17 protein-coding genes are annotated in these 24,008 nt (G+C 67.6%); 7 read left to right on the forward strand and 10 right to left on the reverse strand.

Going from position 1 to position 24,008, the window contains the following annotated elements:
• Nucleotides 1-46: 46 nt before the first annotated feature.
• The gene (locus PM1_RS21205) at nucleotides 47-667 is read right to left on the reverse strand and encodes a response regulator transcription factor (RefSeq protein WP_009621263.1); all 621 of its coding nucleotides are present in this window, start codon (nucleotides 665-667) and stop codon (nucleotides 47-49) included.
• A gap of 372 nt (nucleotides 668-1,039) precedes the next feature.
• Here PM1_RS21205 and PM1_RS21210 point away from each other — a divergent pair, with 372 nt between their 5' ends.
• Nucleotides 1,040-1,441 carry a hypothetical protein gene (locus PM1_RS21210; RefSeq protein ID WP_009621261.1) on the forward strand — a complete coding sequence of 134 codons (402 nt, stop codon included), beginning with the start codon at nucleotides 1,040-1,042 and terminating at the stop codon, nucleotides 1,439-1,441.
• Nucleotides 1,442-1,845: 404 nt separating this feature from the next.
• Here the strand turns inward: PM1_RS21210 and PM1_RS21215 are convergent, their stop codons facing one another.
• The 7 genes from PM1_RS21215 to PM1_RS21250 all read right to left on the reverse strand — a co-directional run bounded on the left by PM1_RS21215 (nucleotide 1,846) and on the right by PM1_RS21250 (nucleotide 13,180).
• Nucleotides 1,846-6,711 (reverse strand): NAD-glutamate dehydrogenase, encoded by a 4,866-nt coding sequence (locus PM1_RS21215; protein ID WP_009621259.1) that lies wholly within the window; start codon nucleotides 6,709-6,711, stop codon nucleotides 1,846-1,848.
• Nucleotides 6,712-6,999: 288 nt separating this feature from the next.
• Entirely contained in the window at nucleotides 7,000-7,851 is an 852-nt protein-coding gene (locus PM1_RS21220) for an urea carboxylase-associated family protein (protein ID WP_009621257.1), read from the reverse strand.
• Between the two features lie 17 nt (nucleotides 7,852-7,868).
• Complete coding sequence (locus tag PM1_RS21225; RefSeq protein WP_009621255.1) at nucleotides 7,869-8,534, reverse strand: GntR family transcriptional regulator; 666 nt, start codon at nucleotides 8,532-8,534, stop codon at nucleotides 7,869-7,871.
• 12 nt (nucleotides 8,535-8,546) lie between these two features.
• The gene (locus tag PM1_RS31155) at nucleotides 8,547-10,055 is read right to left on the reverse strand and encodes an amino acid ABC transporter permease/ATP-binding protein (RefSeq protein WP_009621253.1); all 1,509 of its coding nucleotides are present in this window, start codon (nucleotides 10,053-10,055) and stop codon (nucleotides 8,547-8,549) included.
• 34 nt (nucleotides 10,056-10,089) lie between these two features.
• Nucleotides 10,090-10,932 (reverse strand): ABC transporter substrate-binding protein, encoded by an 843-nt coding sequence (locus tag PM1_RS21240; protein ID WP_009621250.1) that lies wholly within the window; start codon nucleotides 10,930-10,932, stop codon nucleotides 10,090-10,092.
• Nucleotides 10,933-11,353: 421 nt separating this feature from the next.
• Nucleotides 11,354-12,151 (reverse strand): putative hydro-lyase, encoded by a 798-nt coding sequence (locus tag PM1_RS21245; RefSeq protein WP_009621249.1) that lies wholly within the window; start codon nucleotides 12,149-12,151, stop codon nucleotides 11,354-11,356.
• Nucleotides 12,152-12,250: 99 nt separating this feature from the next.
• On the reverse strand, nucleotides 12,251-13,180 hold the full coding sequence (locus PM1_RS21250; RefSeq protein ID WP_009621247.1) for a LysR family transcriptional regulator: 930 nt from the start codon (nucleotides 13,178-13,180) through the stop codon (nucleotides 12,251-12,253).
• A gap of 215 nt (nucleotides 13,181-13,395) precedes the next feature.
• On the opposite strand from PM1_RS21250, the gene PM1_RS21255 reads away from it, so the two are divergent.
• From PM1_RS21255 to PM1_RS21280, 6 genes are all read left to right on the forward strand, one after another.
• Nucleotides 13,396-14,676, forward strand: coding sequence for an MFS transporter (locus PM1_RS21255; protein ID WP_009621245.1), 1,281 nt, complete (start codon nucleotides 13,396-13,398; stop codon nucleotides 14,674-14,676).
• Nucleotides 14,677-14,701: 25 nt separating this feature from the next.
• Complete coding sequence (locus PM1_RS21260) at nucleotides 14,702-15,454, forward strand: 5-oxoprolinase subunit PxpA (protein WP_009621243.1); 753 nt, start codon at nucleotides 14,702-14,704, stop codon at nucleotides 15,452-15,454.
• Entirely contained in the window at nucleotides 15,451-16,164 is a 714-nt protein-coding gene (locus tag PM1_RS21265; protein WP_009621241.1) for a 5-oxoprolinase subunit B family protein, read from the forward strand. The genes PM1_RS21260 and PM1_RS21265 overlap by 4 nt, the downstream gene beginning before the upstream one ends.
• Nucleotides 16,161-17,087 (forward strand): 5-oxoprolinase subunit C family protein, encoded by a 927-nt coding sequence (locus tag PM1_RS21270; RefSeq protein WP_009621239.1) that lies wholly within the window; start codon nucleotides 16,161-16,163, stop codon nucleotides 17,085-17,087. The genes PM1_RS21265 and PM1_RS21270 overlap by 4 nt, the downstream gene beginning before the upstream one ends.
• Nucleotides 17,088-17,139: 52 nt before the next feature.
• The gene (locus PM1_RS21275; protein WP_009621238.1) at nucleotides 17,140-18,018 is read left to right on the forward strand and encodes a DUF1353 domain-containing protein; all 879 of its coding nucleotides are present in this window, start codon (nucleotides 17,140-17,142) and stop codon (nucleotides 18,016-18,018) included.
• 890 nt (nucleotides 18,019-18,908) lie between these two features.
• On the forward strand, nucleotides 18,909-20,081 hold the full coding sequence (locus PM1_RS21280; RefSeq protein WP_024128628.1) for an IS4 family transposase: 1,173 nt from the start codon (nucleotides 18,909-18,911) through the stop codon (nucleotides 20,079-20,081).
• A 456-nt stretch (nucleotides 20,082-20,537) separates the two neighbouring features.
• On the opposite strand, the gene PM1_RS21285 is transcribed toward PM1_RS21280, so the two are convergent.
• Both PM1_RS21285 and PM1_RS21290 read right to left on the reverse strand, forming a co-directional pair.
• Nucleotides 20,538-21,710, reverse strand: coding sequence for an IS4 family transposase (locus PM1_RS21285; protein ID WP_009618623.1), 1,173 nt, complete (start codon nucleotides 21,708-21,710; stop codon nucleotides 20,538-20,540).
• 257 nt (nucleotides 21,711-21,967) lie between these two features.
• Complete coding sequence (locus PM1_RS21290; RefSeq protein ID WP_009621156.1) at nucleotides 21,968-23,857, reverse strand: filamentous hemagglutinin N-terminal domain-containing protein; 1,890 nt, start codon at nucleotides 23,855-23,857, stop codon at nucleotides 21,968-21,970.
• Nucleotides 23,858-24,008: the final 151 nt, after the last annotated feature.

Genomic DNA, 24,008 nt, shown 5'->3' on the forward strand with positions numbered 1-24,008 from the left:
TACGAGGCAGCGCAGAAGGATCGGCAACGGCTTCACCGACGGCCGGTCAGATGAGGTTGTGCTGGCGGGCGATATCGGCCAGCTCCACGATCGAGGTGACGCTGAGCTTGGTCAGGATGTTGACCTTGTGGCCGCTGACGGTCTTGTTGCTCAGGCTGAGCTTGTCGGCGATCTCCCGGTTGGAGAATCCCTCCGCCAGCAGCTTGAATACCTGCAACTCGCGGTCGGTCAGGTCCTCCAGGTCGCCCACCGCGCCGTCGCCGCCGCCGGGCAGCGGCATCGCGTCCCTGGGGAAGAATACGTAGCCTTCGGCGATGGTCTCGATCGCCTTCATCAGCTTGCCGATCGGCTCGCTCTTGCTGACGAACCCGCTGGCGCCCGCCTGCAGGCAGCGCGTGGCGTAGGTCTCCTTCGTCTGCGAGCTGTACACCAGCACGCGGGTGTCGAGGCGCTCCCGGGTGATGCGCTTGAGCACCGTCAGCCCATCCAGCTTCTCCAGGCCGATGTCGAGGATCACGATGTCCGGCTTCAGGGTTTCGATCATCCGCAGCGCGTCCACGCCGTCGGCCGTCTCGCCCAGCGTCTCGAAACCGACGGAGGCCAGCGCCTGGCGTATGGCCTGGCAGATCAGGGGATGGTCATCGACGATCAGTACAGTCTTGCTCATGAGTCTCGGGCAACCTGGGTGGGAGGAATGCAAGAAGCGCGAGCCATGCGGCCTGCGACGCCATGTGACGTCGTATGAGCCAGCCTGGGCACGACCGAAATTTCTCGTTTTCCGCAGCGCATTTCCTGCTATTTCGCAAGAAAGTTTGCAGGCAAGGCATCACGAAGACATCAAGCCGCTTGCCAGGAATTTTCCTGATTTTTCTCACCATGGTAGGAGACTTTTCTTGGTCGTACCTCGCCCTCCCCCGCCGAGCCCCATTCCAGACGATCCCCGGAGGAAATCGGGAAGCCTCCCGTGTTGCCCCACGCCTTCCCGCACTACGGTACTTCCCATTTACCGGGAGCCCAGGGGTGCAAAGGAAAGATCGCGGTGCTCGGAATACACCCCGGCTCGCTGCTGAACTACTGGAGCGCCCTCAACGAACTGGGGCATTACAGCGTCGTCCTCAGTGGCTCGGTGGAAGAGCTGGTGGAGCTTCTGGAGCGAGGCGAACGATTCGAACTGCTGCTCGTCGACGACCTCGGCAAGAGCCTCCATACCCGCTCGCTGGAGCTACTGGCCTGGTATGAGGCCATAGGCTCGATCATCGCGGTGGCAGACGCCAACTCGCAGGAGCGCCAGGCGCTGTTCCGCTGGGCGAGAGCGCAACGCATCCCGTTGCTGGGCGTGCTCCAGGCGCCTTTTCGGCCCAAGGAGCTGGCCAGGCTCATGAGCCTGGGCGGCGATGGCGAAACCGAGCCAAGGGAAATCTTCGGCGGAACCGGCCGATAAGCCCCACCCGCCCCCGTAGGAGCGGGCCCTGCCCGCGATTTCGCGCGCAGGGCGCGCTCCTACAGGTGGATTCGGAGGTGGGCGTGGCGTGTCCGCGAACCGCGCCGATATACCCGGCTATCGCGGACAAGGTCCTACGACGGTGGTTCTCCTTCTCCATAGGTCGCGCCGCGGGGCCCTGCCCGCGATTCGCGCGCAGGGCGCGCTCCTACAGGGGAATGGTGTGGATGGGGCCGTCGTAGGATGGCGTTGAGCGAAGCGATACCCATCGCCATGGCCGCATGGGTTTCGCCAAGGCTCAACCCATCCTACGAAAAGCGTTTCGACGCAGGCGGAACGTCCGGGCAAAAAAAGCCCCGCACAAGGCGGGGCTCGGGAACAGCGACGGACTCAGCCGGCGGGCGTCAGGCAGCGACGCTCGCGCCGTGCTGGCTGCTCTGCGCCAGGTCCAGCAGCTCGCGGTTGGCCACCGCGTACATGGCGTAGTCGGTGCTGGTGGAGGCGCGCAGCTCCACCAGCATGGCGCGCCAGCGCTCGGCCATTTCGTGGTGCTGGTCGATCCACAGCGCCACACGCTCGCCCATGTCCTGCGGGCCGTCCTGCATCTGCAGCACCGAGACGGTGATCGCCCGTTGCTGCCAGTCGAGGTCGTCGCGGAAGGCTTCGCGGGCCAGCGCCTGCCAGTTGTTCTCCACCGGCAGGTTACTGATCTGCTGCAGGTACCAGGTCAGCTCCAGCTCGCTGCCGATGGCGAAGTAGGCGCGCGCCACTTCGGCCGGGTCGCGGCCGGTGACGTCCGCCGCCTCGATGATCGGCAGCAGGGTATAGAGGTGGCTGGTGCCAGCGACCATGCGCGCCAGCAGTTCCGGCACGCCGGCGTCGACGTAGGCCTGGTAGCGCGCCTGCCACAGCTCGCGGGTCGGGCCTTCGAGCAGTTCGTTGAGCTTCAGCCCCAGGGCCGCGATGCGCGGGCCGAAGTGGGCCACGTCGCGGGCGGCGTCCTGCTCGTTGCGGCGGCTACGCAGGAACCAGCGGGTGGCGCGGCGGCCCAGGCGCATCAGTTCGTCCATCAGGGTCAGCTGGACTTCCGCCGGCACCTGGTAGTCGAGCTGCTCGATCTGGCGGAACCAGTGCGGCAGGTGGAACACGTCGCGGACGATCACGTAGGCGCCGGCGACGTTGGCCGGGGTCATGCCGGTGGACTCCTTCAGGCGCTGCACGAAGGTGATGCCCATGTGGTTGACCAGGTCGTTGGCGATCTGCGTGCTGACGATCTCGCGCTTCAGCCGGTGCCGGCGCATGGCCGTGCCGAACTTGGCCACCAGGGTCTGCGGGAAGGCCGTTTCCATGTCGCGGGTGAGGTAGTCGTCGTCCGGCACCAGCGACTTGAGCAGCGATTCCTTGAGGTCGATCTTGCTGTAGGAGATCAGCACCGACAGCTCGGCGCGGGTCAGCCCCTGGCCGGCGGCGATGCGTTCGGCCAGGGCCTCGTCGTTGGGCAGGAACTCCAGGGCGCGGTCGAGCTTGCCGCGCGCCTCCAGGTCGCTCATCAGCCGCTTGTACTCGGCGATGCGCTCGCGGGCGCGGCGTTCGGCCAGGCTCAGCGCCTGGGTCTGCTTGTAGTTGTTGCCCAGCACCAGGTCGCCGACCTGCTCGGTCATCTCGGCGAGCAGCACGTTGCGCTGCTTGCCGGTCATGTCGCCGGCGGCCACCACCTCGTTGAGCAGGATCTTGATGTTGACCTCGTGGTCGGAGCAGTCCACGCCACCGGCGTTGTCGATGAAGTCGGTGTTGCAGGCGCCGCCATTGAGGCCGAACTCGACGCGGCCCAGTTGGGTCACGCCCAGGTTGCCGCCCTCGCCCACCACCTTCACGCGCAGCTCGCGGCCGTCCACGCGCAGGGCGTCGTTGGCCTTGTCGCCGACGTCGGCGTGGCTTTCCTTGCTGGACTTGACGTAGGTGCCGATGCCGCCGTTCCACAGCAGGTCGACCGGCGCCTTGAGCAGGGCATTGATCAGCTCGGTGGGGGTCAGGCGCTCGGCCTGGATGTCGAAGCGCGCGCGCACCTCGGGGCTCAGGGTGATGCTCTTGGCGCTGCGCGGGAACACGCCGCCGCCGGCGGAGATCAGCGAGGCGTCGTAGTCCGACCAGGCCGAGCGCGGCAGGTTGAACAGGCGCTGGCGCTCGGCGAAGCTCACCGCCGGGTCCGGGTTGGGGTCGAGGAAGATGTGCAGGTGGTTGAAGGCGGCCACCAGCTGCAGCTTGTCGGACATCAGCAGGCCGTTGCCGAACACGTCGCCGGCCATGTCGCCGATGCCGATGACGGTGACGCTGTCCTTCTGCACGTCGATGCCGCGCTCGCGGAAGTGCCGCTGCACCGAGACCCAGGCGCCGCGGGCGGTGATGCCCATGCCCTTGTGGTCGTAGCCGGCCGAGCCGCCGGAGGCGAAGGCGTCGCCCAGCCAGAAGCCGTACTCGGCGGCGATGCCGTTGGCGATGTCGGAGAAGGTCGCGGTGCCCTTGTCGGCGGCCACCACCAGGTAGGGGTCGTCCTCGTCGTGGCGCACCACGTTCGCCGGCGGCACTACCTCGCCTTCCTTGAGGTTGTCGGTGATGTCCAGCAGGCCGGAGATGAAGATGCGGTAGCAGGCGATGGCCTCGGCCTGGATCTCGTCACGGCTGCCGCCCACCGGCAGGCGCCGCGGGATGAAGCCACCCTTGGCGCCCACCGGGACGATCACCGCGTTCTTCACCTGCTGGGCCTTGACCAGGCCGAGCACTTCGGTGCGGTAGTCCTCCTCGCGGTCGGACCAGCGCAGGCCGCCGCGGGCGACCTTGCCGCCGCGCAGGTGCACGCCTTCCACCCGCGGGCAGTAGACGAAGATTTCGTACTTGGGCACCGGCTTGGGCAGTTCGGGGATCGCCTTGGGGTTGAACTTGAAGCTGAAGTAGCTCTTGTTCTGGCCGGCGGCGTCGGGCTGGTAGAAGTTGGTGCGCAGGGTGGCCTTGATCAGGTCCAGGTAGCGCCGCAGGATGCGGTCCTCGTTAAGCACCTGGACGTCGTCCAGGGCGCTGAGGATCGCCTGTTCGAGCTTCTGCTGCTTGTCTTCCAGGTCCTCGGCGGTGAGCTTGCGGGCCAGGTAGAAGCGCGTCTTGAACAGCCGCACCAGTTCGCGGGCGATGTCCACGTGGGCGTTCAGCGCGCTGGCGATGTAGCCCAGGTCGAAGCCCAGGCGGATCTGCTTGAGGTAGCGGGCGTAGGCGCGCAGCAGGGCGACGTCGCGCCACGGCAGGCTGGCGGTCAGCACCAGGCGGTTGAAGGCGTCGTTCTCGGCGTCGCCGTTGACGATGTGGATGAAGGCGTCCTGGAGGATTTCGTTGAGCTGCTGGATGTCCACGTCCAGGCCTTCGGCGTAGGTGAAGGCGAAGTCGTGGATCCAGTACTCGCGGCCGTTGGCGTGGCGCAGGCGGTAGGGGAACTCGCCGAGCACGCGCAGGCCGAGGTTCTCCAGGATCGGCAGCACGTCGGACAGCGCCAGCGGCGCGTCGGCGTGGTACAGCTTGCAGTGCAGCTGCTGTTCGCTCTGCGCCAGCGGCTGGTAGAAGCTCATCACCAGCGGGCGGGCGTCGGACAGGCTGAGCAGGTGCTGCAGGTCGACCACCGCGAAGTGCGGGGCGAAGCGCTCGCGGTAGCCGGCCGGGAAGCCCTTGGGGAAGTCCTCGAGGATATTGGTGCCCTGCCCTTCGCCGAAGTTCTCCACCACCAGCGCGGCGTAGTCGTCCTGCCAGGAACGGCAGGCCTGGATGGCCTCTTCCTCGAGCCGCTTGGTGTCGATGTCGATGCGCGTCTTCGGGTCCACCCGCAGGATGAACTGCACGCGGGCCAGGGTCGATTCGGAGAAGAAGGTCCAGAACTCGCAGTCGCTGGCCTTCAGGCGCTCGCGCAAGACCTGCTCGATCTTGATCCGCGTCTCGGTGGAATAGATGTCGCGCGGCACGTAGGCCAGGCAGTAGGCGAAGCGGCCGTACGGGTCCTTGCGCAGGAACAGGCGGATCTTGTTGCGCTCCTGGATCTGCACGATGGCCATGGCGGTGGCGAACAGCTCGTCCACCGGCGTCTGGAACAGGTCGTCGCGCGGCAGCACTTCCAGCACCTGGGCCAGTTCCTTGCCCAGGTGGCCGTTGGCGTCGAAGCCGGAGCGGCGCTCGACCTCGGCGACCTTGCCGCGGATCGACGGGATCTGGCTGACGCTCTCGTTGTACACCGAGGAGGTGAACAGGCCCATGAAGCGGAATTCGCGCAGCACCTTGCCCTTGGCGTCGATCTCGCGGATGGACACGTAGTCCGGGTAGGCCGGGCGGTGCACGCGGCTGGGGTGCGAGGCCTTGGCGAAGGACAGCAGCAGCGGCTCGCGCAGGTAGGCCACCGCGTAGTCTTCGATGTGCAGCTCTTCCTTGCTCAGGCCGGTGCGCAGCAGCTTGGTCACGCCGAGGAAGGATTTCTCGTCGTAGTTCACCCGGCCGCCGTCGGCCTCATCGACCACGGTGAACTCTTCGTAGCCGAGGAAGGTGAAGTGGTTGTCCAGCAGCCATTCGAGGAAGGCGCGCACCTCGGCGGTCTCCTCGGCGCGGGCCTTGGCCTTGGACTTGCCGAGCCAGGCCAGCAGTTCCTCAGCCTTGGCGCGCATGGCCGGGAAGTCGGCCACCGCCAGGCGCACCTCGCCCAGCACTTCCAGCAGGGTCTTCTCCAGGGTGCGCAGCTCGCCGACGTGGGAGGCGCGGTCGATCTCCAGGTACATCAGCGACTCATGGCGCACGTCCTTGCCCTGGCTGTTCTTCGGCAGCACTTCCAGCAGCTCGCCCTTGGCGTTGCGGCGCACGCTGACCACGGTGGTCTGCAGGGTGTGGATGCTGTAGCCGCGGCGGTTCAGCTCCATGCGCACCGAGTCGACCAGGAACGGCTGGTCCGGGTGCAGCACCTGCACGGCGGTGTGCGTGGACTGCCAGCCGTGCTTCTCGTAGTCGGGGTTGTACACGCGCACTTCCGGCTCGGCCGGGTCGAAGCGCTCCAGCAGGCGCCAGGAGGACAGGGTGCAGCCGACCAGGTCGGACAGGCGGCGCTGGGTCAATTCGTCGAGGGAGATGAGGCTGAAGAACTGTTCGGCGAACAGGGCTACTTGTGGCAGCACCTTTTCGCCGACGTGCTGCGCCAGGGCCGATTGCAGTTGCTGCTGGAAATCGGCTTTGCTGGCCGCGGTGAAGAACGCCATGGTCAATGCTCCGCTTGGCTTGTCATTGGGTGAAGCAAGGGCTTTCTCGAGCTGCGAATCGCCCCGGGAGTGGCGCCGGGCCACCGTCTTCCGATGAAGTTCAGCAGATGCTGGGCATTAATCCAGGCAGGGGAGCATCCAGGTAGGCGGCCGGACCGCCCGGTCACGATTCACTTGCGGAGCTTAACGAGACGGCGCGGCAATGGGATTACCAAGCCGCGACATATTCGTTCATGCAGGGGTAACAGGGCGTGCCGGCCGCCGGCCGGCACGCCCGTCGCGGCGGGCTCAGCGCTCCCAGGCGGGCTTCTGCAGGCGCAGGCCGTGGAGGCCGTCGTAGGCCGCGCGCTGCGGCGGCTGCCAGCCTTCGAGCAGGGCCGGCTCGACGCGGTAGATCTCCACGCCCAGCGGGCGGCAGACGCTCAGCGGGTCCTGGGCCTCGGGACCCCACATCGGCAGCGACAGGTCGCCGCCCGGGCAGGTGGACAGCGCGCAGAGCACGTCGATCTCGGCGAAGAACTCCAGGTAGTCGCCCTGCTTCGCCGGGCAGGCCTTCATGAAGTACATGTCATCGTGGTTCAGGCCGGTGCACTGGAAGATGTTCAGCACGTCGTGCACGTCGAACTCGGTGAGACCGTGGGGCAGCACCGCGCGGGTCAGGTTCGAGTGGCAGTGGTGGTGGAAGTCCTCGCCGGTGAGCATCTTGTTGACGTAGGGGTCGCAGCGCGTGCCCAGCAGGTCGTGCACGCGCCCGCCGTGCTCGTCGATGCCGTAGGCGGCCAGGCTGTCGTCGGTGATGGTCAGCAGCGGGCGGAGGAACGGCAGGTTCGACCACAGGCGGTCGTAGGTGCTGACGTGGGCGCCCTGCAGCTGGCGGGTGCGCGCGGCCCACATGCGCTCGCGCGGGTCGTTGGCGTTCCACACGTTGAAGTCGCCGACCTGCGGGCCCACCGGGGTGGTGACGCGGAACAGGTGCCCGGCCGGCACCTTCCAGGCGCGGCCGGTGCGGATCGGCACCTCGAACTGCTCGATGAGGCTGCGCGCGCCCTTGTCCTCGCGCAGGCGGTCGTAGAACGCCTTGTCCACCTGCAGGGCGGAACCCTTGTTGGCCTGGTAGGCGGCGGGATAGTCCTTGTACATGTTCGGTGTCTCCTGGTTCAGAGGGAGTGGGGCGTGCCGAGCAGGTCCAGCAGCGCGTTTTCGGAATCCTCGAGGTAGCTGGCCATGGCCTCCGCCGCCTCGTGCTTGCGGCCGGCGCCGAGCAGGTCGTGGATGTGCCGGTCGCGGTCGATCCAGGGGCGCTGGAAGTTCTCCTCGTTGGGCGCGAGGGAGAACACCAGGCGCATCTGCGCCGCAACGTTGGCGAAGAACTCGTCGAACAGCGGGCTGCGCATCAGCCCGACGATGTGCTGGTGGAAGTGCAGGCTGTGGGTGCCGAAGGCCTGCCAGTCCTCGCGGTCCTGGGCCAGCTCGGCGGCCTCTATGGCTTCGAGCATGCGGTCGGACTGGTACTCGCGCAGCGGCTTGCTGGCGAGGATCGCCTGCAGCTCCAGGGTGCGCCGCACCAGGAAGATGTCGCGCACCTCGGCCAGGCCCAGGCGGCGCACCATCACGCCCTTGTTGCGCACGTAGGTGGCCAGGCCCTCGCGGCCGAGCTGGTGCAGGGCCTCGCGGATGGTGTTGCGCGAGGCGTTGTAGCCCTTCACCAGCTCGCTCTCGACCAGCGCCATGCCCGGCAGCAGGCGCCCGCCGATGATGTCCTCGCGCAGTTCGTTGGCGACCTGGGCCGACAGCGACAGGCCGCCGGCGTCTTTGTTTTTCATCTGCGGCCCTCCTCAGGCCAGTTGGACGTCCTTGAGGAACCGCCCCATGCGCTCGCTGCGCTGCTCCAGCAGCTCGCGCGGCGGCCCGGCCTGGACGATGCGCCCGGCCTCCATGAACACCACGCGGTCGGACAGGCGGAAGGCGAAGTTCATTTCGTGGGTGACGATGACCATGGTCATGCCCTCCTTGGCCAGCTCCTCGATCACCGCCAGCACGTCGCCGACCAGCTCCGGGTCCAGCGCCGAGGTCGGCTCGTCGAACAGCATCACCGCCGGGCGCATGGCCAGCGCGCGGGCGATGGCCACGCGCTGCTGCTGGCCGCCGGAGAGCTGGTGCGGGTACTTGCCGGCGTGTTCGAGCATGCCCACCTTGTTCAGCAGCGCCAGGCTCAGCTGGCGCAGCTCTGCGGCGTCGGCGTGACCATGGTGGTGCGGGGCGAGCATGACGTTCTCCAGCACCGTCTTGTGCGGGAACAGGTTGAAGCCCTGGAACACCATGCCGACCTGGACGATGCCCTGCATGTGCACCTTGTTGCCCAGCGGCCCGCCCGGCTCGCGTGCGCCGCGCAGGAACGGCTTGCCGCAGAGAGTCACCTCGCCCTGGTCGAGCGCTTCCAGGCCGTTGAGGGTGCGGATCAGGGTGGTCTTGCCCGAACCCGAGGGGCCGATGATCGACACCACCTCGCCCCAGCGCACGTCGAGGTCGATGCCCTTGAGCACCTCCAGCTGGCCGTAGTGCTTGCGCGCCCCGCGCACCTGCAGGGCGAAGGCGCCCTGCCCGGCGCTGGCCTCGCTGCGCCGCGAAACCACCGCCGGCAGCTCGCCGACCGGCACCGGGCGCGGCTGCCGGCGGGTGACGTCGAGATGGTTCTCCAGGCGCCGCAGCAGGTAGCTGAACACGGTGACGATGAACACGTAGTAGAAGGCCACCGCCAGCATGGTCTCCATCACCAGGAAGTTCTGCGTGTAGAGCTGCTGGCCGACCAGCAGGATCTCGCTGAGGGAAATCACCGAGACCAGCGAGGTCAGCTTGACGATGGTGATGTACTCGTTGGCCAGGGTCGGCAACGCCACGCGCAGCGCCTGGGGAATCACGATCAGCCACTGCACGCCGCGGTAGCCGATGCCCAGCGCCTTGCCGGCCTCCAGCTGGCCCTTGGCGATCGCCAGCAGGCCGCCGCGGTGGATTTCCGCGATATAGGCCGTCTCGCTCAGGACCATGGCGATCAGCCCGGCGCCGTAGGGGTTGGAGAGCAGCGCGCTGGTGCCGGGGAAGACCTGCGGCAGGTTGTAGACGAAGATCAGCAGCACCAGCAGCGGCAGGCTGCGGAAGAACCAGATGTACAGCGCCGCCGCGTCGCGCAGGTAGCGCCGCGAGGATTGCCGGGCCAGGGCCACCAGGAAGCCGAGGACGATGCCCAGCAGCCAGGTTTCCAGGCTCAGCTCCACCACGGTGCCCACCGCGCGCCAGAAATCGGCGTTCCACAGCAGGCCCAGGGCATAGTGCCAATCGAAATGCATGTTCTTGCTCCGTATTGCTCGGCCGGTCGTCGGTTCAGTTGCCCAGCGCCTGGGCGACGTCCGCCGCGCTCGGTTCGGCGAGGTTGTAGCGCGCCAGCAGGGCCTGGTATTCGCCGTCCTGCTTCATGGCCTCGAAGCCCTGGCGCAGGCCGTCGAGCAGTTCGCCGTTGCCCTTGCGCACGGCCAGGCCGATGACCACCGGGTAGATCAGCTCGCGGGAGGCGATCTGCAGGCGGCCCTGCAGCTTCTCGGCGGTGATCTTGGCCACCGCGGCGTTCTCGAACTGCACGTCCACCGCCTTGGCCAGCAGGGCCTGGGCCGCTTCCGGCGAGGTGGGGAATTCCCGCGACTGGATCGCCGGCTTGCCCTGGGCCTCGCAATACTGGCGGGACACCTCCAGCAGCCTGGGAATCCACGAACCGCCCTTGATCGAGGCCACGCGCTTGCCGCACAGGTCCTCGGCGCGCTGCGGGCGGAAGTCGTCGTCGCTGCGCACCAGCAGCGAGGCGCCGCTCTTCAGGTAGGGCAGGAAGTCCACCTGGCGGGCGCGCTCGGGGGTGACGTAGAGCGCCGAGGCGACCACGTCGAAGCGCCGCGCGTTGACGCCCATCACCAGGTTGGCGAAGCGGGTGTCGCGGAAATCCGGCTGCAGCTGCAACTGCTTGCCCAGCGCCCTCATGAACTCCGGGTCGAAGCCGGCGGGCTGGCTCTGCTCGAGGTAGGCGTAGGGTGGGTAGGTGAGGTCCGAGCCGATGCTCAAGCGGCCCTCCTCCAGGGTGCCGGTTACCGCCGCCATGGCCGGTGCGGCCAGCGCCAGTACGCCGGGCAACGCCAGTGCCGCCAGCCAGCCCGCCTTGCCTGCAAATCGCTGTTTCATGGTGAAGCCCTCGCACGGTGATTGTTCAACAATCTTTTCGTTACGAGTAATCAAATTTGATGCCAATTAATAAAAAGGTCGACTGAAAATGGCGTTGGGAAGGAAAAAATCCGCGCTTTCGGGGGAAGTGCCGGCCCCCACATGCCCCACTACGGGGCGGGCGTTACCAAATGGAGCAGCGTGCTAGCGAAAGGCTACCCAGCGCCCCGGCGGTAACAGCGACAAACCAGGCAACGAGCAGGCTGCACGGCCTAAGGTGGCCGGTAACACGCCGGGAAACGCTCCGTTATCCGTGCCGCCTACGGGCTGGGCCAGGCGTGGATGGCCTGGCGCAGCGCCTGCGCGGTAGCGGGCATGCAAGGGTAGCGGGGGCGCCCAGGCAGCCGAGCTTCCCCCGCAACAGGCGCCCTGGGCGCGGGACTCAGAGCTGGCCGTAGAGCAGGTCGCTGACCAGCATGCAGCCCGGCGCATGGGTGATGAACAGCTCCGGCTCGGCCTCGGCCAGCACCGCCTGCGGAGTGACGCCGCAGGCCCAGAACACCGGCAGTTCGTCGGCGGCCAGGGCCACCGGCTCGCCGTAGTCCGGCGCTTGCAGGTCGGCGATGCCGATCAGCGCCGGGTCGCCGATGTGCACCGGGGCGCCGTGGGTCAGCGGGAAACGTCCGGTGATCTGGCTGGCGCGCACCGCGTCGGCGGCCTTCAGCGGGCGCATCGACACCACCATGTGGCCGGCCAGGCGCCCGGAGGGGGTGTTGGCGATATGGGTGCGGTACATGGCCACGTTGCGCCCCTGCTCGATGTGGCGCAGGGCTATGCCTTCGTCCTGCAGCGCCTGCTCGAAGGAGAACGAGCAGCCGATGGCGAAGGCGACGAAGTCGGCCTCCCACAGCTCGCCGATGTCGCTCGTTTCGCGGTGGGGCTGGCCGCGGCGATACACGCGGTACAGCGGCACGTCACTGCGCACGTCGATGTCGACGCCGAGCTTGTGCAAGCGCGGCGAGCCGGGCTCGGTGACGTCCAGCAGCGGGCAGGCGCGCGGGTTGAGCACGCAGAAGCGCAGGAACTCGTCGGCCCAGGAACGCTGCAGGATCACGATGTTGGCCTGCAGGTGGCGCTGGCCGAGGCCGCTGGTGTGCCCGGCGTAGTCGCCGCGGCGGATCAGCCGGCGCAGTTCGAGCGGGCTCAGGGAGGCGAGATCGTGGGGCTGGGCCGGGGTCATCGGCGGTCTCCTGATGGTGGGCAAGGCCCCCGTTCTAGTCGGCCGGCGCCGACGCCGTCCAACAAATAGTTTCCGCCCCCGGGCATCGGAAAAATTGATTCAGCGGCCCGCAGGCAGCAGCACGATGCGCGACTCGCCGGCGCCGGCCGCGTAGTTAGCGAGCACCGTCCGGCTCATTTCCACCACCTGCTCCACCAGCTCCAGGCCGCTGCCGCCGCGCCAGGAGGCCACCAATGGCAGCTCCGGCGGCGACGGCTCCACGTCCAGCACCCGCAGTTCGCCGCGCTCCAGCTCCTGGACCACCAGGGCCGGCGGCAGCGCGCCTATGCCGAAGCCATCGCGCACCAGGCGCGTCATCGCCGCCACCGAGTTCACGCAGTTCAGCCGCGGCAGGCTGACGTCGCGGGCCTGGAGCATGGTGAGCAGGTCCAGGTGCGGCCGCGAATGCTTGGAGAAGGTCAGCACACGCTCGCGGAACAGGTCCTCCAGCCCCGTGTAGTCGCGGTCGTAGGGCGAGCCCCGGGGCACCACCCAGCGCAGCGGGTAGCTGCCCAGCTCCAGGTTGAGCACCGATTCGTGGCGGATGGCGTCGGTCTGGAAGATCAGGTCCAGGTAGCCCTTGCGCAACTGCTCGGCGAGGTTGATCGCGGTGTCCGCCATCAGCTCGATCTCAAGGTCCGGGAAACGCTCCATGCCACGCGCCACCAGGGGGCTGAGCCAGGTATGGATGACCGTGTCCATGGCGCCGATGCGGATACGCCCCTGGCCGACGCGGCCGGCATCTATGGCCTGGCGCAGCGACTGCGCGGTGTCGAGCATGCGCTCGGCGTACTCCAGCACCTGGTGGCCCTCGGGGGTCAGGGTCACGCCGCGGGAATCGCGAACGAACAGCTTCACGCCCAGATCGCCTTCGAGCACGGCGATACGGCTGGAAATGGCGGCCTGGGTGCTGAAGAGCTTCTCGGCGGTGAGGCGGAAGCTCTTCAGGCGGGCGACCCAGACGAAGGTCTCGAGGAATTTCAGGTTCATGGCCGGTACCGGACGGGGACGCGCAAGCATAACCCCGCCCCGCCGGCGCCGCGAATGCCGCGCCAGGGGCGGGTATCGGAAATTCTTGTCACCGGCGACCGCATAAATTAGTTGGACGCATGCCCCCGCGCCTCGAAGAATCGGGGCCCAGGCGACGGCGAGATGTGGTACCGGCCGCTAGAACAATTCCAAGAACGCAAGAGCGGAGATCCCCCATGGAAAAGCAGGCGAGCCCGGCCGTCCCCCTCGACGTGAGCAGCGGCAGCTATTTCGGCTGGTACCGTGACCTGGACAAGCAGGAACGACGGACCTTCTGGAGCTGCAAGATCGGCTACGGCCTGGACGGCATGGATACCCAGATGCTCAGCTTCGTCATTCCCACGCTGATCGCCCTGTGGGGCATCAGCACCGGCGAGGCGGGCCTGATCCACACCCTCACCCTGCTGGCCTCCGCCGCCGGCGGCTGGGTTGCCGGCATTCTCTCCGACCGCATCGGCCGCGTCCTCACCCTGCAGTTGACGGTGCTGTGGTTCGCTTTCTTCACCTTCCTTTGCGGGCTGGCGCAGAACTACGAACAGTTGCTGATCGCGCGCACCCTGATGGGCTTCGGCTTCGGCGGCGAGTGGACCGCCGGCGCGGTGCTGATCGGCGAGGTGATCCGCGCCCGCGACCGCGGCAAGGCGGTGGGCCTGGTGCAGTCCGGCTGGGCGCTGGGCTGGGGCGTCACCGCCCTGCTCTACGCCCTGCTGTTCAGCGTGCTGCCGCCCGAGTACGCCTGGCGCGCGCTGTTCCTCCTCGGCCTGCTGCCGGCGCTGTTCGTGCTGTTCGTCCGTCGCCTGGTCAAGGAACCGGAGGTCTACCAGCGCGCCAAGGCCCTGGAGAGCGGCGAAAAGACCAGCTTCCACGAAATCTTCGCCCCCGGCATGCTCAGCATCACCCTGCGCGCCTCGCTGCTCACCACCGGCGCCCTGGGCGGCTACTACGCCATCACCTCCTGGCTGCCGACCTACCTGAAAACCGAACGCCATCTCAGCGTGCTCGGCACCGGCGGCTACCTGGCCATGGTCATCCTCGGCTCCTACGTCGGCTACGTGATCAGCGCCTTCCTCACCGACCTGCTGGGGCGCAAGAAGAACTTCATCCTGTTCGCGGTCGGCTCGTTCATCGTGGTGCTGCTCTACACCCAGCTGCCAATCCCCAACGCGGCCATGCTCTGGCTGGGCTTCCCCCTGGGCTTCTTCGCCTCGGGCATCTTCAGCGGCATGGGCGCCTTCCTCACCGAACTCTTCCCCACCCGCATCCGCGGCTCGGGCCAGGGCTTCTGCTACAACGCCGGGCGCGCCATCGCCGCGCTCTTCCCCATGCTCATCGGCATGATCAGCCAGCACGTGCCGCTGGGCCTGGGCATCGGCGGCTTCGCCGCGGTGTCCTACGGCGTGGTCATCCTCGCCGCCCTGAGCCTGCCGGAAACCCGCGGCAAGCAGCTGGAACCCTGAGCCGCAGCGACCTACGAGGACGACCATGCACCTCCCCCTGCTCAACTGCGACATCGGCGAAAGCTTCGGCGCCTGGAAAATGGGCCTGGACGCCGAGGTCATGCCGTACATCGACTGCGCCAACATCGCCTGCGGCTACCACGCCGGCGACCCCGGCAGCATGCGCCGCACCGTGGCCCTGGCGCTGGAGCACGACGTGCGCATCGGCGCCCACCCCGGCTACCCCGACCTGCTCGGCTTCGGCCGCCGTTCGCTGGACTGCAGCGCGCAGGAGATCGAGGACATGCTGCACTACCAGATCGGCGCCCTCGACGGCATCTGCCGCGCCCAGGGCGCCCAGGTGAGCTACGTCAAGCCGCACGGCGCGCTGTACAACGACATGATGCGCAAGCCCGAGCAACTGCGCGCGGTGATGCGCGCGGTCGCGGCCTACGACCGCGGGCTGCCGCTGATGCTGCTGGCCACCCGCGACAACCACGGCGCCCTGGCCATGGCCGCCGAGTTCGGCCTGCGCCTGTGGTTCGAGACCTTCGCCGACCGCGCCTACACCCCGGAGGGCCACCTGGTCTCGCGCCAGCTGCCCGGCGCGGTGCACCACGACAGCCGCCAGGTGATCGCCCAGGCGCTGACCCTGGCCCGCGGCGAGGCGCTCGGCGCCAGCGACGGCAGCGCGCTGCGCCTGCGCGCCGACAGCATCTGCGTGCACGGCGACAACCCCGGCTCGGTGGAGGCCGTGCGCCAGCTGCGCGCCGCCCTCAGCGCCCTGGTGCCGGCATGAAAGCGCGCCTGGAAGTGGTCGCCCTGGACAGCTACATGCTGCGCCTGTTCGACACCATCGACGAAGCCAACATGCCCTGGCTGCTGGCCGCCGCGCAGCGCCTGCGCGCGGTCTTCGGCGACGAGCTGCTGGAGCTGGTGCCTTCCTATACCACCCTGATGCTGCGCTTCGACCCACTGCGGCTGGAGCCGCTGGCGATCCGCGAGCGCCTGTTCGCCGCCCTCGACGGCCTGCGGCCGCTGGCCGGGGAGAACAGCCGCGAGCAGGTCCTGCCGGTGTGGTACGACCCCAGCGTCGGCCCCGACCTGGCGCGCCTGACGCGGCACAGCGGGCTGGGCGTGGCCGAGGTGATCCGCCGCCACAGCGGCCGCGCCTACCAGGTGTTCGCCCTCGGCTTCGCTCCGGCCTTCGCCTTCATGGGCCTGGTCGAGCCGGCCCTGGCCACCCCGCGCCTGGCCACCCCGCGGCAGCGCGTCGCCGCCGGCAGCGTCGGCATCGCCGAGCGCCAGACCGCCGCCTACCCGTTGGCCTCCCCCGGCGGCTGGAACCTGCTGGGGCGCACCCCGGCGCGCCTGTTCGACCGCGGGCGCGACGGCTACAGCCTGCTGCAACCCGGCGACCGGGTGCGCTTCGAGGCCATCGACCACGCCGAATTCATCCGCCTGGGCGGCGACGACACGCCCATGCCCGCCGAGGAGGGCCAGGCATGAAAATCCTCCACGTGGAAAAGAGCACCCCGCTGGCCCAGTTGCAGGACGGCGGCCGCTTCGGCGTGCGCCACCTGGGCGTGACCCAGGGCGGCGCCCTGGACTGGGAAGCCCAGGCCTGGGCCAACTGGCTGCTGGGCAACCGCCTGGACGCGGCGGTGCTGGAGATTCCCCTGGGCGGCGTGACCCTGCGCGCCCATGCCGACGTGCGCCTGGCCCTGGCCGGCGCGGACCTGGCGGCGGAAATCGACGGCCAGCCGCTGGCGCCCTGGCAGGCCTTCGAACTGCGCAGCGGGCAACGCCTGGTCTTCATCCAGCCGCGCAGCGGCGTGCGCGCCTACCTGGGGGCGCCCGGCGGTTTCCTTGGCGAGGCGGTGCTGGGCAGCTGCGCCACCGTCGTCCGCGAAGGGCTCGGCGGCCTCGACGGCCAGGGCAAGCCGCTGATGGCCGGCGACGAACTGCGCGCCGCCGGCGGAACGCCCCCGCAGCGCCATATGCAGGCCCACCAGCAACCGCGCTACGACGGCCCGGCGGAGCTGGAGCTGGTGCTCGGCGCCCAGGCCGGCGACTTCGCCGGGCAGAGCCTGTTCGACGCCTTCGACGCCACCTGGAGCCTGGACCAGCGCGCCGACCGCATGGGCATGCGCCTGCTCGGCCCGGCGTTGCAGTACCTGGGCCGGCCGATGATCTCCGAGGGCATTCCCCTGGGCGCCGTGCAGGTGCCGCCGGACGGCCAGCCGATCGTGCTGCTCAACGACCGCCAGACCATCGGCGGCTACCCGCGCCTGGGCGCCCTCAGCCCCAGGGCCCTGGCGCGCCTGGCGCAATGCCTGCCGGGCGCCGAGCTGCACCTGCGGCCCAGCGTGCAGCCCGCGGCGCTGGCGGCGCACCTGCAGTTGCTGGCGCAATGGCGACAGGTCGACTGAAGCCGGCCAACGATAATGGCACAATGGCATCCTCGACATCACGGAGGATGCCATGCAAGCCGTTCCCCCGTTACAGCGCCCGCTGCTGCGCCACCTCGCCAACCTGCTGGTCACCGCCCTGGGCCTGCTCCTGCTGGGCCTGGCCTGGCTGCTGCAGCCGCTGTTGCTGCAATACCTGCTGGCCGGCGCCCTGCCGGTGTACCTGGGCGTGCTGCTGCCGCAACTGGTCGGCCGCCGCGAGCGCCTGCGGCGCGTGCGTGCCGCGCGGGCGGCCTCGGTGGAGCGCTGGGGCTTCTGCAGCCGCGACAGGCCTGGCCCCTGGGTCAACTACATCGACTTCCCGCTGACGGTGTTCTGCGAAGAGGCCCGCGGCCGCTTCTTCTATAGCGAATGGCTGGTGATCCACGACGGGCGCATCATCGTCAACCCCGGGCACAGCGAGGTCGACCTGGCCCGCGGCGAGGTGCGTTACCACTTCGACCGGCCGCACACCTACGCCTGGGATGGCTGTTCGCCGAAGGTACCCTTCTACTGGCTGGCGATCTTCGGCACCCCGGACTGGTGGGAGCACCTGGAAGACGTGGCCTGCATCCGCGACGGCGAAATCCGCCGCAGGCAGGTGTTCTGGCCGGTGGCGCACCATGCCAGCCTGGTGCACGACGCGCTCTACCAGTTCCTCAACGTCTCGCCGCTGGACAAGGCCAGCGCCGACCGCCTGTTCCTGCGGATGCTGCGCAATGCCGGCATGCCCCGCCCGCTGGCCTGGGTCTATTACCTGGCGGTGGTGCTCGGCGGCGCGCCGAAGATGCGCCAGGTGCGCAACGGCAACAGCCCGCTGCGCTGCCTGACGCCGATCCCCGGCGCGGCCGCCGGGCCAGTGGGGGAAACCCGGTTCGGGGTGCCTGATGCGGTTCATTCGGGCAAGGGCTAAGCGTCCCTTTCCGGGGGCCCGTCACCCCAACCCTCTCCCGCAGCGGGAGAGGGGGCTGTTCGTGCCACCGGGGTGTCCGGCGTAGCCGGTGAATCCAATCGCGGACGGAGTCCGCTCCTACGCCCGTGCTTTCTGGAACCGTAGGAGCGAACTCTGTCCGCGATTCGGCGGATAACGCCGGAGGCGTTATGCGCCCTACGGATTTCCCGAGAGCTTTAGGTGCTGGGTTCGAGAGCGCCCTCTCCCCAACCCTCTCCCGCAAGCGGGAGAGGGGGCTGTTCGTGCCACCGGGGTATCCGGCGTAGCCGGTGAATCCAATCGCGGACGGAGTCCGCTCCTACGCCCGTGCTTTCTGGAACCGTAGGAGCGAACTCTGTCCGCGATTCGGCGGATAACGCCGGAGGCGTTATCCGCCCTACGGATTTCCCGAGAGCTTTAGCTGCTGGGTTCGAGAGCGCCCTCTCCCCGGCCCTCTCCCGCAAGCGGGAGAGGGGGCTGTTCGTGCCACCGGGGTGTCCGGCGCAGCCGGTGAATCCAATCGCGGACGGAGTCCGCTCCTACACCCGTGCTTTCTGGAACCGGAGCGGACTCTGTCCGCGATTCGGCGGATAACGCCGGAGGCGTTATGCGCCCTACGGATTTCCAGAGAACTTCGGGTGCTGGGTTCAAGAGCGCCCTCTCCCCAACCCTCTCCCGCAAGCGGGAGAGGGGGCTGTTCGGAGTGGGGGGAGAATCCTGAATCGTCCTGATACGCCTTACCTCACCCCGTCATTCCCGCGAACGCGCACTACTGTCCGGAATATTTTCGAGGGGGCGTCTGGAGGGCTTGCGGGGGCTGAAGGCACGGGTTAAACCGTTGAGCGCCAACTCAACCTCACAGCCCCCGCAAGATGTTCAGGATAAGCCGTTTTCACGATGTACTAAAAGCGCTGCCTCGCGGCGTCTTCGACCGACTGGTCGCCGAACACGGCGCCGACAAGCACAGCAAGCGCTTTGGCAGCTGGGATCACCTGGTCGCCATGGTGTATGCCCAACTGGCCGGCGTGAGCAGCCTGCGGGCGCTTGAAACCAGCTTCAACAGCCATCCCCATCAGCACTATCACCTGGGTACGGGCCCGATCCGGCGTTCCACCCTGGCCGACGCCAACGAACGCCGTAATACCGAGGTCTTCGCCCAGGTTGCGCACTACCTGATGGCGGGCGTCTGCCGGCAGTTACGCCGTGACGGGAAGGAACTGCTGTACCTGCTGGACTCCACCACGATCACCCTCAAGGGCCCTGGCTTCGACGAATGGACGCTGTCCAATCGAACCCGCTCCCAGGGGCTGAAAGTCCATGTGCTGTATGCCGAGCAGGCGGCAGCACCGGTGCATTGCAGCTTCAGCGCAGCCAACGTCAACGACATCGACGAAGGCCGGACGCTGGGTATCGAGCCACAGGCCACCTACGTATTCGACAAGGGCTATTACGACTTCAACTGGTGGGCGAGCCTGGATGCCCAGAAGGCCCGCTTCGTCACACGATTCAAGTCCAATGTGCGGCTCAAGGTCCTGGCCCAGCGCGAGGTTCCCCAGCAAGACCGGGAAACGATCCTGCGAGACGAAGAGGTGAACTTCTCCAACCGCAACCCAGGTGGCCGACGGCGTAATCACTACACCCAGCCCCTGCGGCGGATCCTGGTGAACCGCCCAGGCGATGAGCCGCCTCTAAGCCTGGCGACCAACGACCTGAGCAGCCCGGCGGCAGAAATCGCCGAGCGCTATCGGGATCGCTGGCGGATCGAGCTGTTTTTCAAATGGATCAAGCAACACCTGAAGGTCAGGCGTTTCCTGGGCCGTAGCGAGAATGCCGTGCGCATCCAGATTCTCTGTGCGCTGATCAGCTACTTGCTGCTGAACCTTTACCAACGCAGGACGGGAACGCGGCAGAGCCTGTGGATGCTGATGGTGGAGGTACAGGCGACGCTGTTTCAGCGTCCTGGCCTGGAGGCCGAACGTTACCGACGACGGCAGGAGCGAATACGCGAGATCAACCTGCGTCAGGGGCAGCTGTTAATAGCATGAGGCGTGCCGGACAGCAGTGCGCGAACGCGGGAACCCAGTGACGGGCGGGTTCGCGAGCAAGCTCGCTCCTACGAAAAGCAAAAGCGCGTTTGCTCTTGGATTTCCAGAGAAACATCCGAGCGCACCGGAACGCCCCTTCAGAAGGCCGAGCGAAACCCGCGCTCAGGAGGTCATGCGACATGGATGTCGCGAGAGCCCCGCGGGCTACAGGGACGTACCCTCGGGGCGGGCCTCCGTGGCGGGGGAGTTCGTGAGGGTAGCCCGGCTCCATCGGGCCCGTATGTTGGGGCAAGCCTTTTTGGTTCCTTTTGTGGCGTTTGACAAAAGGGACTCGCCCGAGGGGGCGAAACAAAAAATCTCCGCAGACTCGGAGCGGCGCAGAAACACCCAAGCCAAGGCAGCTGGGTTCCCGCGTTCGCGCACTGCTGTCCGGCACGCCTCATGCTATTACACGCCTCATGCTATTAACAGTTGCCCCTGACGCAGGTTGATCTCGCGTATTCGCTCCTGTCGTCGTCGGTAACGTTCGGCCTCTAGACCAGGGCGCTGAAACAGCGTCGCCTGCACCTCCACCATCAGCATCCACAGGCTCTGCTGCGTTCCCGTTCTGCGTTGGTAAAGACTCAGCAGCAAATAGCTGATCAGCGCACAGAGAATCTGGAGGCGCACAGCATTCTCGCTACGGCCCAGGAAACGCCTGACCTTCAGGTGTTGCTTGATCCATTTGAAAAACAGCTCGATCCGCCAGCGATCCCGATAGCGCTCGGCGATTTCTGCCGCCGGGCTGCTCAGGTCGTTGGTCGCCAGGCTCAGAGGCGGCTCATCGCCTGGGCGGTTCACCAGAATCCGCCGCAGGGGCTGGGTGTAGTGATTACGCCGCCGGCCACCTGGGTTGCGGTTGGAGAAGCTCACCTCTTCGTCTCGCAGGATCGTTTCCCGGTCTTGCTGGGGAACCTCGCGCTGGGCCAGGACCTTGAGCTGCACATTGGACTTGAATCGTGTGACGAAGCGGGCCTTCTGGGCATCCAGGCTCGCCCACCAGTTGAAGTCGTAATAACCCTTGTCGAACACGTAGGTGGCCTGCGGTTCGATGTCCAGCCTCCTGCCTTCATCAACGTCGTTGACGTTGGCTGCGCTGAAGCTGCAATGCACCGGCGCCGCCGCCTGCTCGGCATACAGCACATGGACTTTCAGCCCCTGGGAGCGGGTTCGATTGGACAGCGTCCATTCGTCGAAGCCAGGGCCCTTGAGGGTGATCGTGGTGGAGTCCAGCAGGTACAGCAGTTCCTTCCCGTCACGGCGTAACTGCCGGCAGACGCCCGCCATCAGGTAGTGCGCGACCTGGGCGAAGACCTCGGTATTACGGCGTTCGTTGGCGTCGGCCAGGGTGGAACGCCGGATCGGACCCGTACCCAGGTGATAGTGCTGATGGGGATGGCTGTTGAAGCTGGTTTCAAGCGCCCGCAGGCTGCTCACGCCGGCCAGTTGGGCATACACCATGGCGACCAGGTGATCCCAACTGCCAAAGCGCTTGCTGTGCTTGTCGGCGCCGTGTTCGGCGACCAGTCGATCGAAGACGCCACGAGGCAGCGCTTTTAGTACATCGTGAAAACGGCTTATCCTGAACATCTTGCGGGAGCTGTGAGGTTGAGTTGGCGCTCAACGGTTTAACCCGTGCCTTCAGCCCCCGCAAGCCCTCCAGACGCCCCCTCGAAAATATTCCGGACAGTAGTGCGCGTTCGCGGGAATGACGGGGTTAGGTTGGGTGCAAAGGATCAAAGCTCGCGAGCCAAGTCGCCCCCCAACCCATATGAAAAATGCCGTTTCCCCAGACAGAGAAACGGCACTCTTTCTCAAGCAAACAGCATCAGGCTCGCAGCACCGGCCTAGAGCATCCACTTCCAGGGAATATGCGACTCGACATCGCCGTTGCTGAAGATATCCCCCTCATCCTCCAGGCTCCCCACGTCCAGATAAAGCTCGGAACCACTGCCCAGCACACCATAGTTGACCAACCGCCCGGCATTCAGCCAGATCTCGTCATAGGCCAGGAGCGTGCCGTGGTTGACGAGCGCGTTGCGGATATCGAGCTGGGCATACATCCCGCTGATCAGGCTGCCACCACGCTCCAGCTCCATGGAGTCGGCACTGATCCTCAAGCCATCCTGGCTGAGCAACCGGCCGCTGCCGCTGTAGCGCCCGCTCAGCTCCAGCGACAACCCGGACTCGCTGGCGATCAGCCCGGCATTGCGCCAGTCGTGGCCGCTGCCGCGCACGCCGAGGGTGCCGTTCAGGCGCCCGCTGGCGCCCTGCTCCAGCTCACCCACCTCCAGGATCAGCTCGCGGGCCTGCAGGCTGCTGTTGTTCAGCCAGTGATCGCGCTTGATGTGCAGCACGGAACGGGTGACGAAGCGGCCGCCGGCCAGGCCCAGCTGCGCCAGGTCGATGCCGAAGCGGCCGTTGCCGCCGTGCCAGACCCAGCCGTTGTCGTTGAGCAGGCTGCCGCTGCGCAGGTCGAGGTCGCGGGCGTAGGTCTCCAGGCTGCCGTTGCGGTTGTCCAGCACACCGCCGATGCCAATGTCGGTGCCGCCCTCCCAGCCGCGGGCGCGGATGCGCCCCTGGCCGTTGCTCAGGGACGCGGCGTGCAGGCGCAGGCCGCCGCGGCTTTCGATCAGCCCCCGGCTGTTGTCCAGCGCCCCGGCCAGGCTCAGGTCCATGCTCTGGGCGCGCAGCTCGCCGCCCCGGTTGACCAGGCCGCCGCCCAGGCGCATGAACAGGCGGCCGGCGCTGTCCAGCCGGCCCTGGTTGGTCAGGCTCCCGGAAGCCCACAGCTCGGCGTCGCCCCCTGCGCTGACCGGCCCGCTCAGGTGCATGTCCCCGGCCTTCAGGCGCACGCCGCCGGCGCTCTGCAGGCGCGCCAGCTCCAGGCGGCCGTTGGCGTCGATGCGGATGTCGCCGGCGCTGGCGGCCAGTTCCCCGGCCAGCTTCACGCCCACGCCCTGCTCGGTGCCGACCAGGCGGATGGCGTTGGCGTACATGCCGCCCAGCGCCGAGCTGTCGATGGCCAGGCGCGGCCGCGGGCGGCCATCGTCGGCCTTGGCGCTGGCCGCCAGGCTTTCGCCGTCCACGCGGTTGCGCCCGGCCACCACGTCGAGCTGCTGCGCATACAGTGCGGCGTTGAGCGTGGCACTGCGGGTGATCAGCTCGAAGCGCCCCACCTCGCGGGCATCGAGCCCGGCGCCTTCGATGCCGATGTGCCCGCCGTCGACGTCGTAGCCCGCCAGGCGCTCGCCGTCGAATATCGGCTTGCCGGTGGTCAGGGTGGCCCGCGGCATGTTGATGAAGCCGCAGCCGTTGCAGGTCACCCCGTGGGGGTTGGCGAGGATGAAGTGCGCGCCCGGCCCGGCGATCTCGATGGCGCCCCGCAGCTGCGAGGGGCTGCCGCCGGTGACCTCGCCGAGGATCTTGCGCGCCGCGCCCTTGCCCAGGTTGGGGTTGCCGGCGATGGCGCCGCCCAGCTGCGACTGCGCCCCGCCCGGCGAGTTGTTGAGGATCAGGCCTTCGCGGCCGACGTTGAACTGGCCGAACTTGTTGTGCGACAGGCCATTGGCGTTGGGGGTGGCGATGTTGACCACGGGCACGCCGTTGCCGGCGGAACCCAGGCCGGCGTTGCCGGAACCGGGGGCCAGGCTCAGCGGCGCGGCCGCGGCGTGCGGGTGAGCGAAGAACAGCAGACCGGCCAGGACGGCCGGGAAATGCAGAGCATTGCGTTCCATGTCCATCTACTCCACGTTGTCCATGAGGAGCTTCCCAAATTAGTGGGAGTGCGCTTCGGAAACGCGTCCTTGTGCCGTGGGAAGCCTCCTCGTCAGCCCGTGGAAGCGGGGAGCCGCACGGCGGCGCCACGCCACCCTGCACGCGCCTGCG

The organism is Pseudomonas sp. M1 (genome assembly GCF_022760135.1).
GTDB lineage: Bacteria > Pseudomonadota > Gammaproteobacteria > Pseudomonadales > Pseudomonadaceae > Pseudomonas > Pseudomonas citronellolis.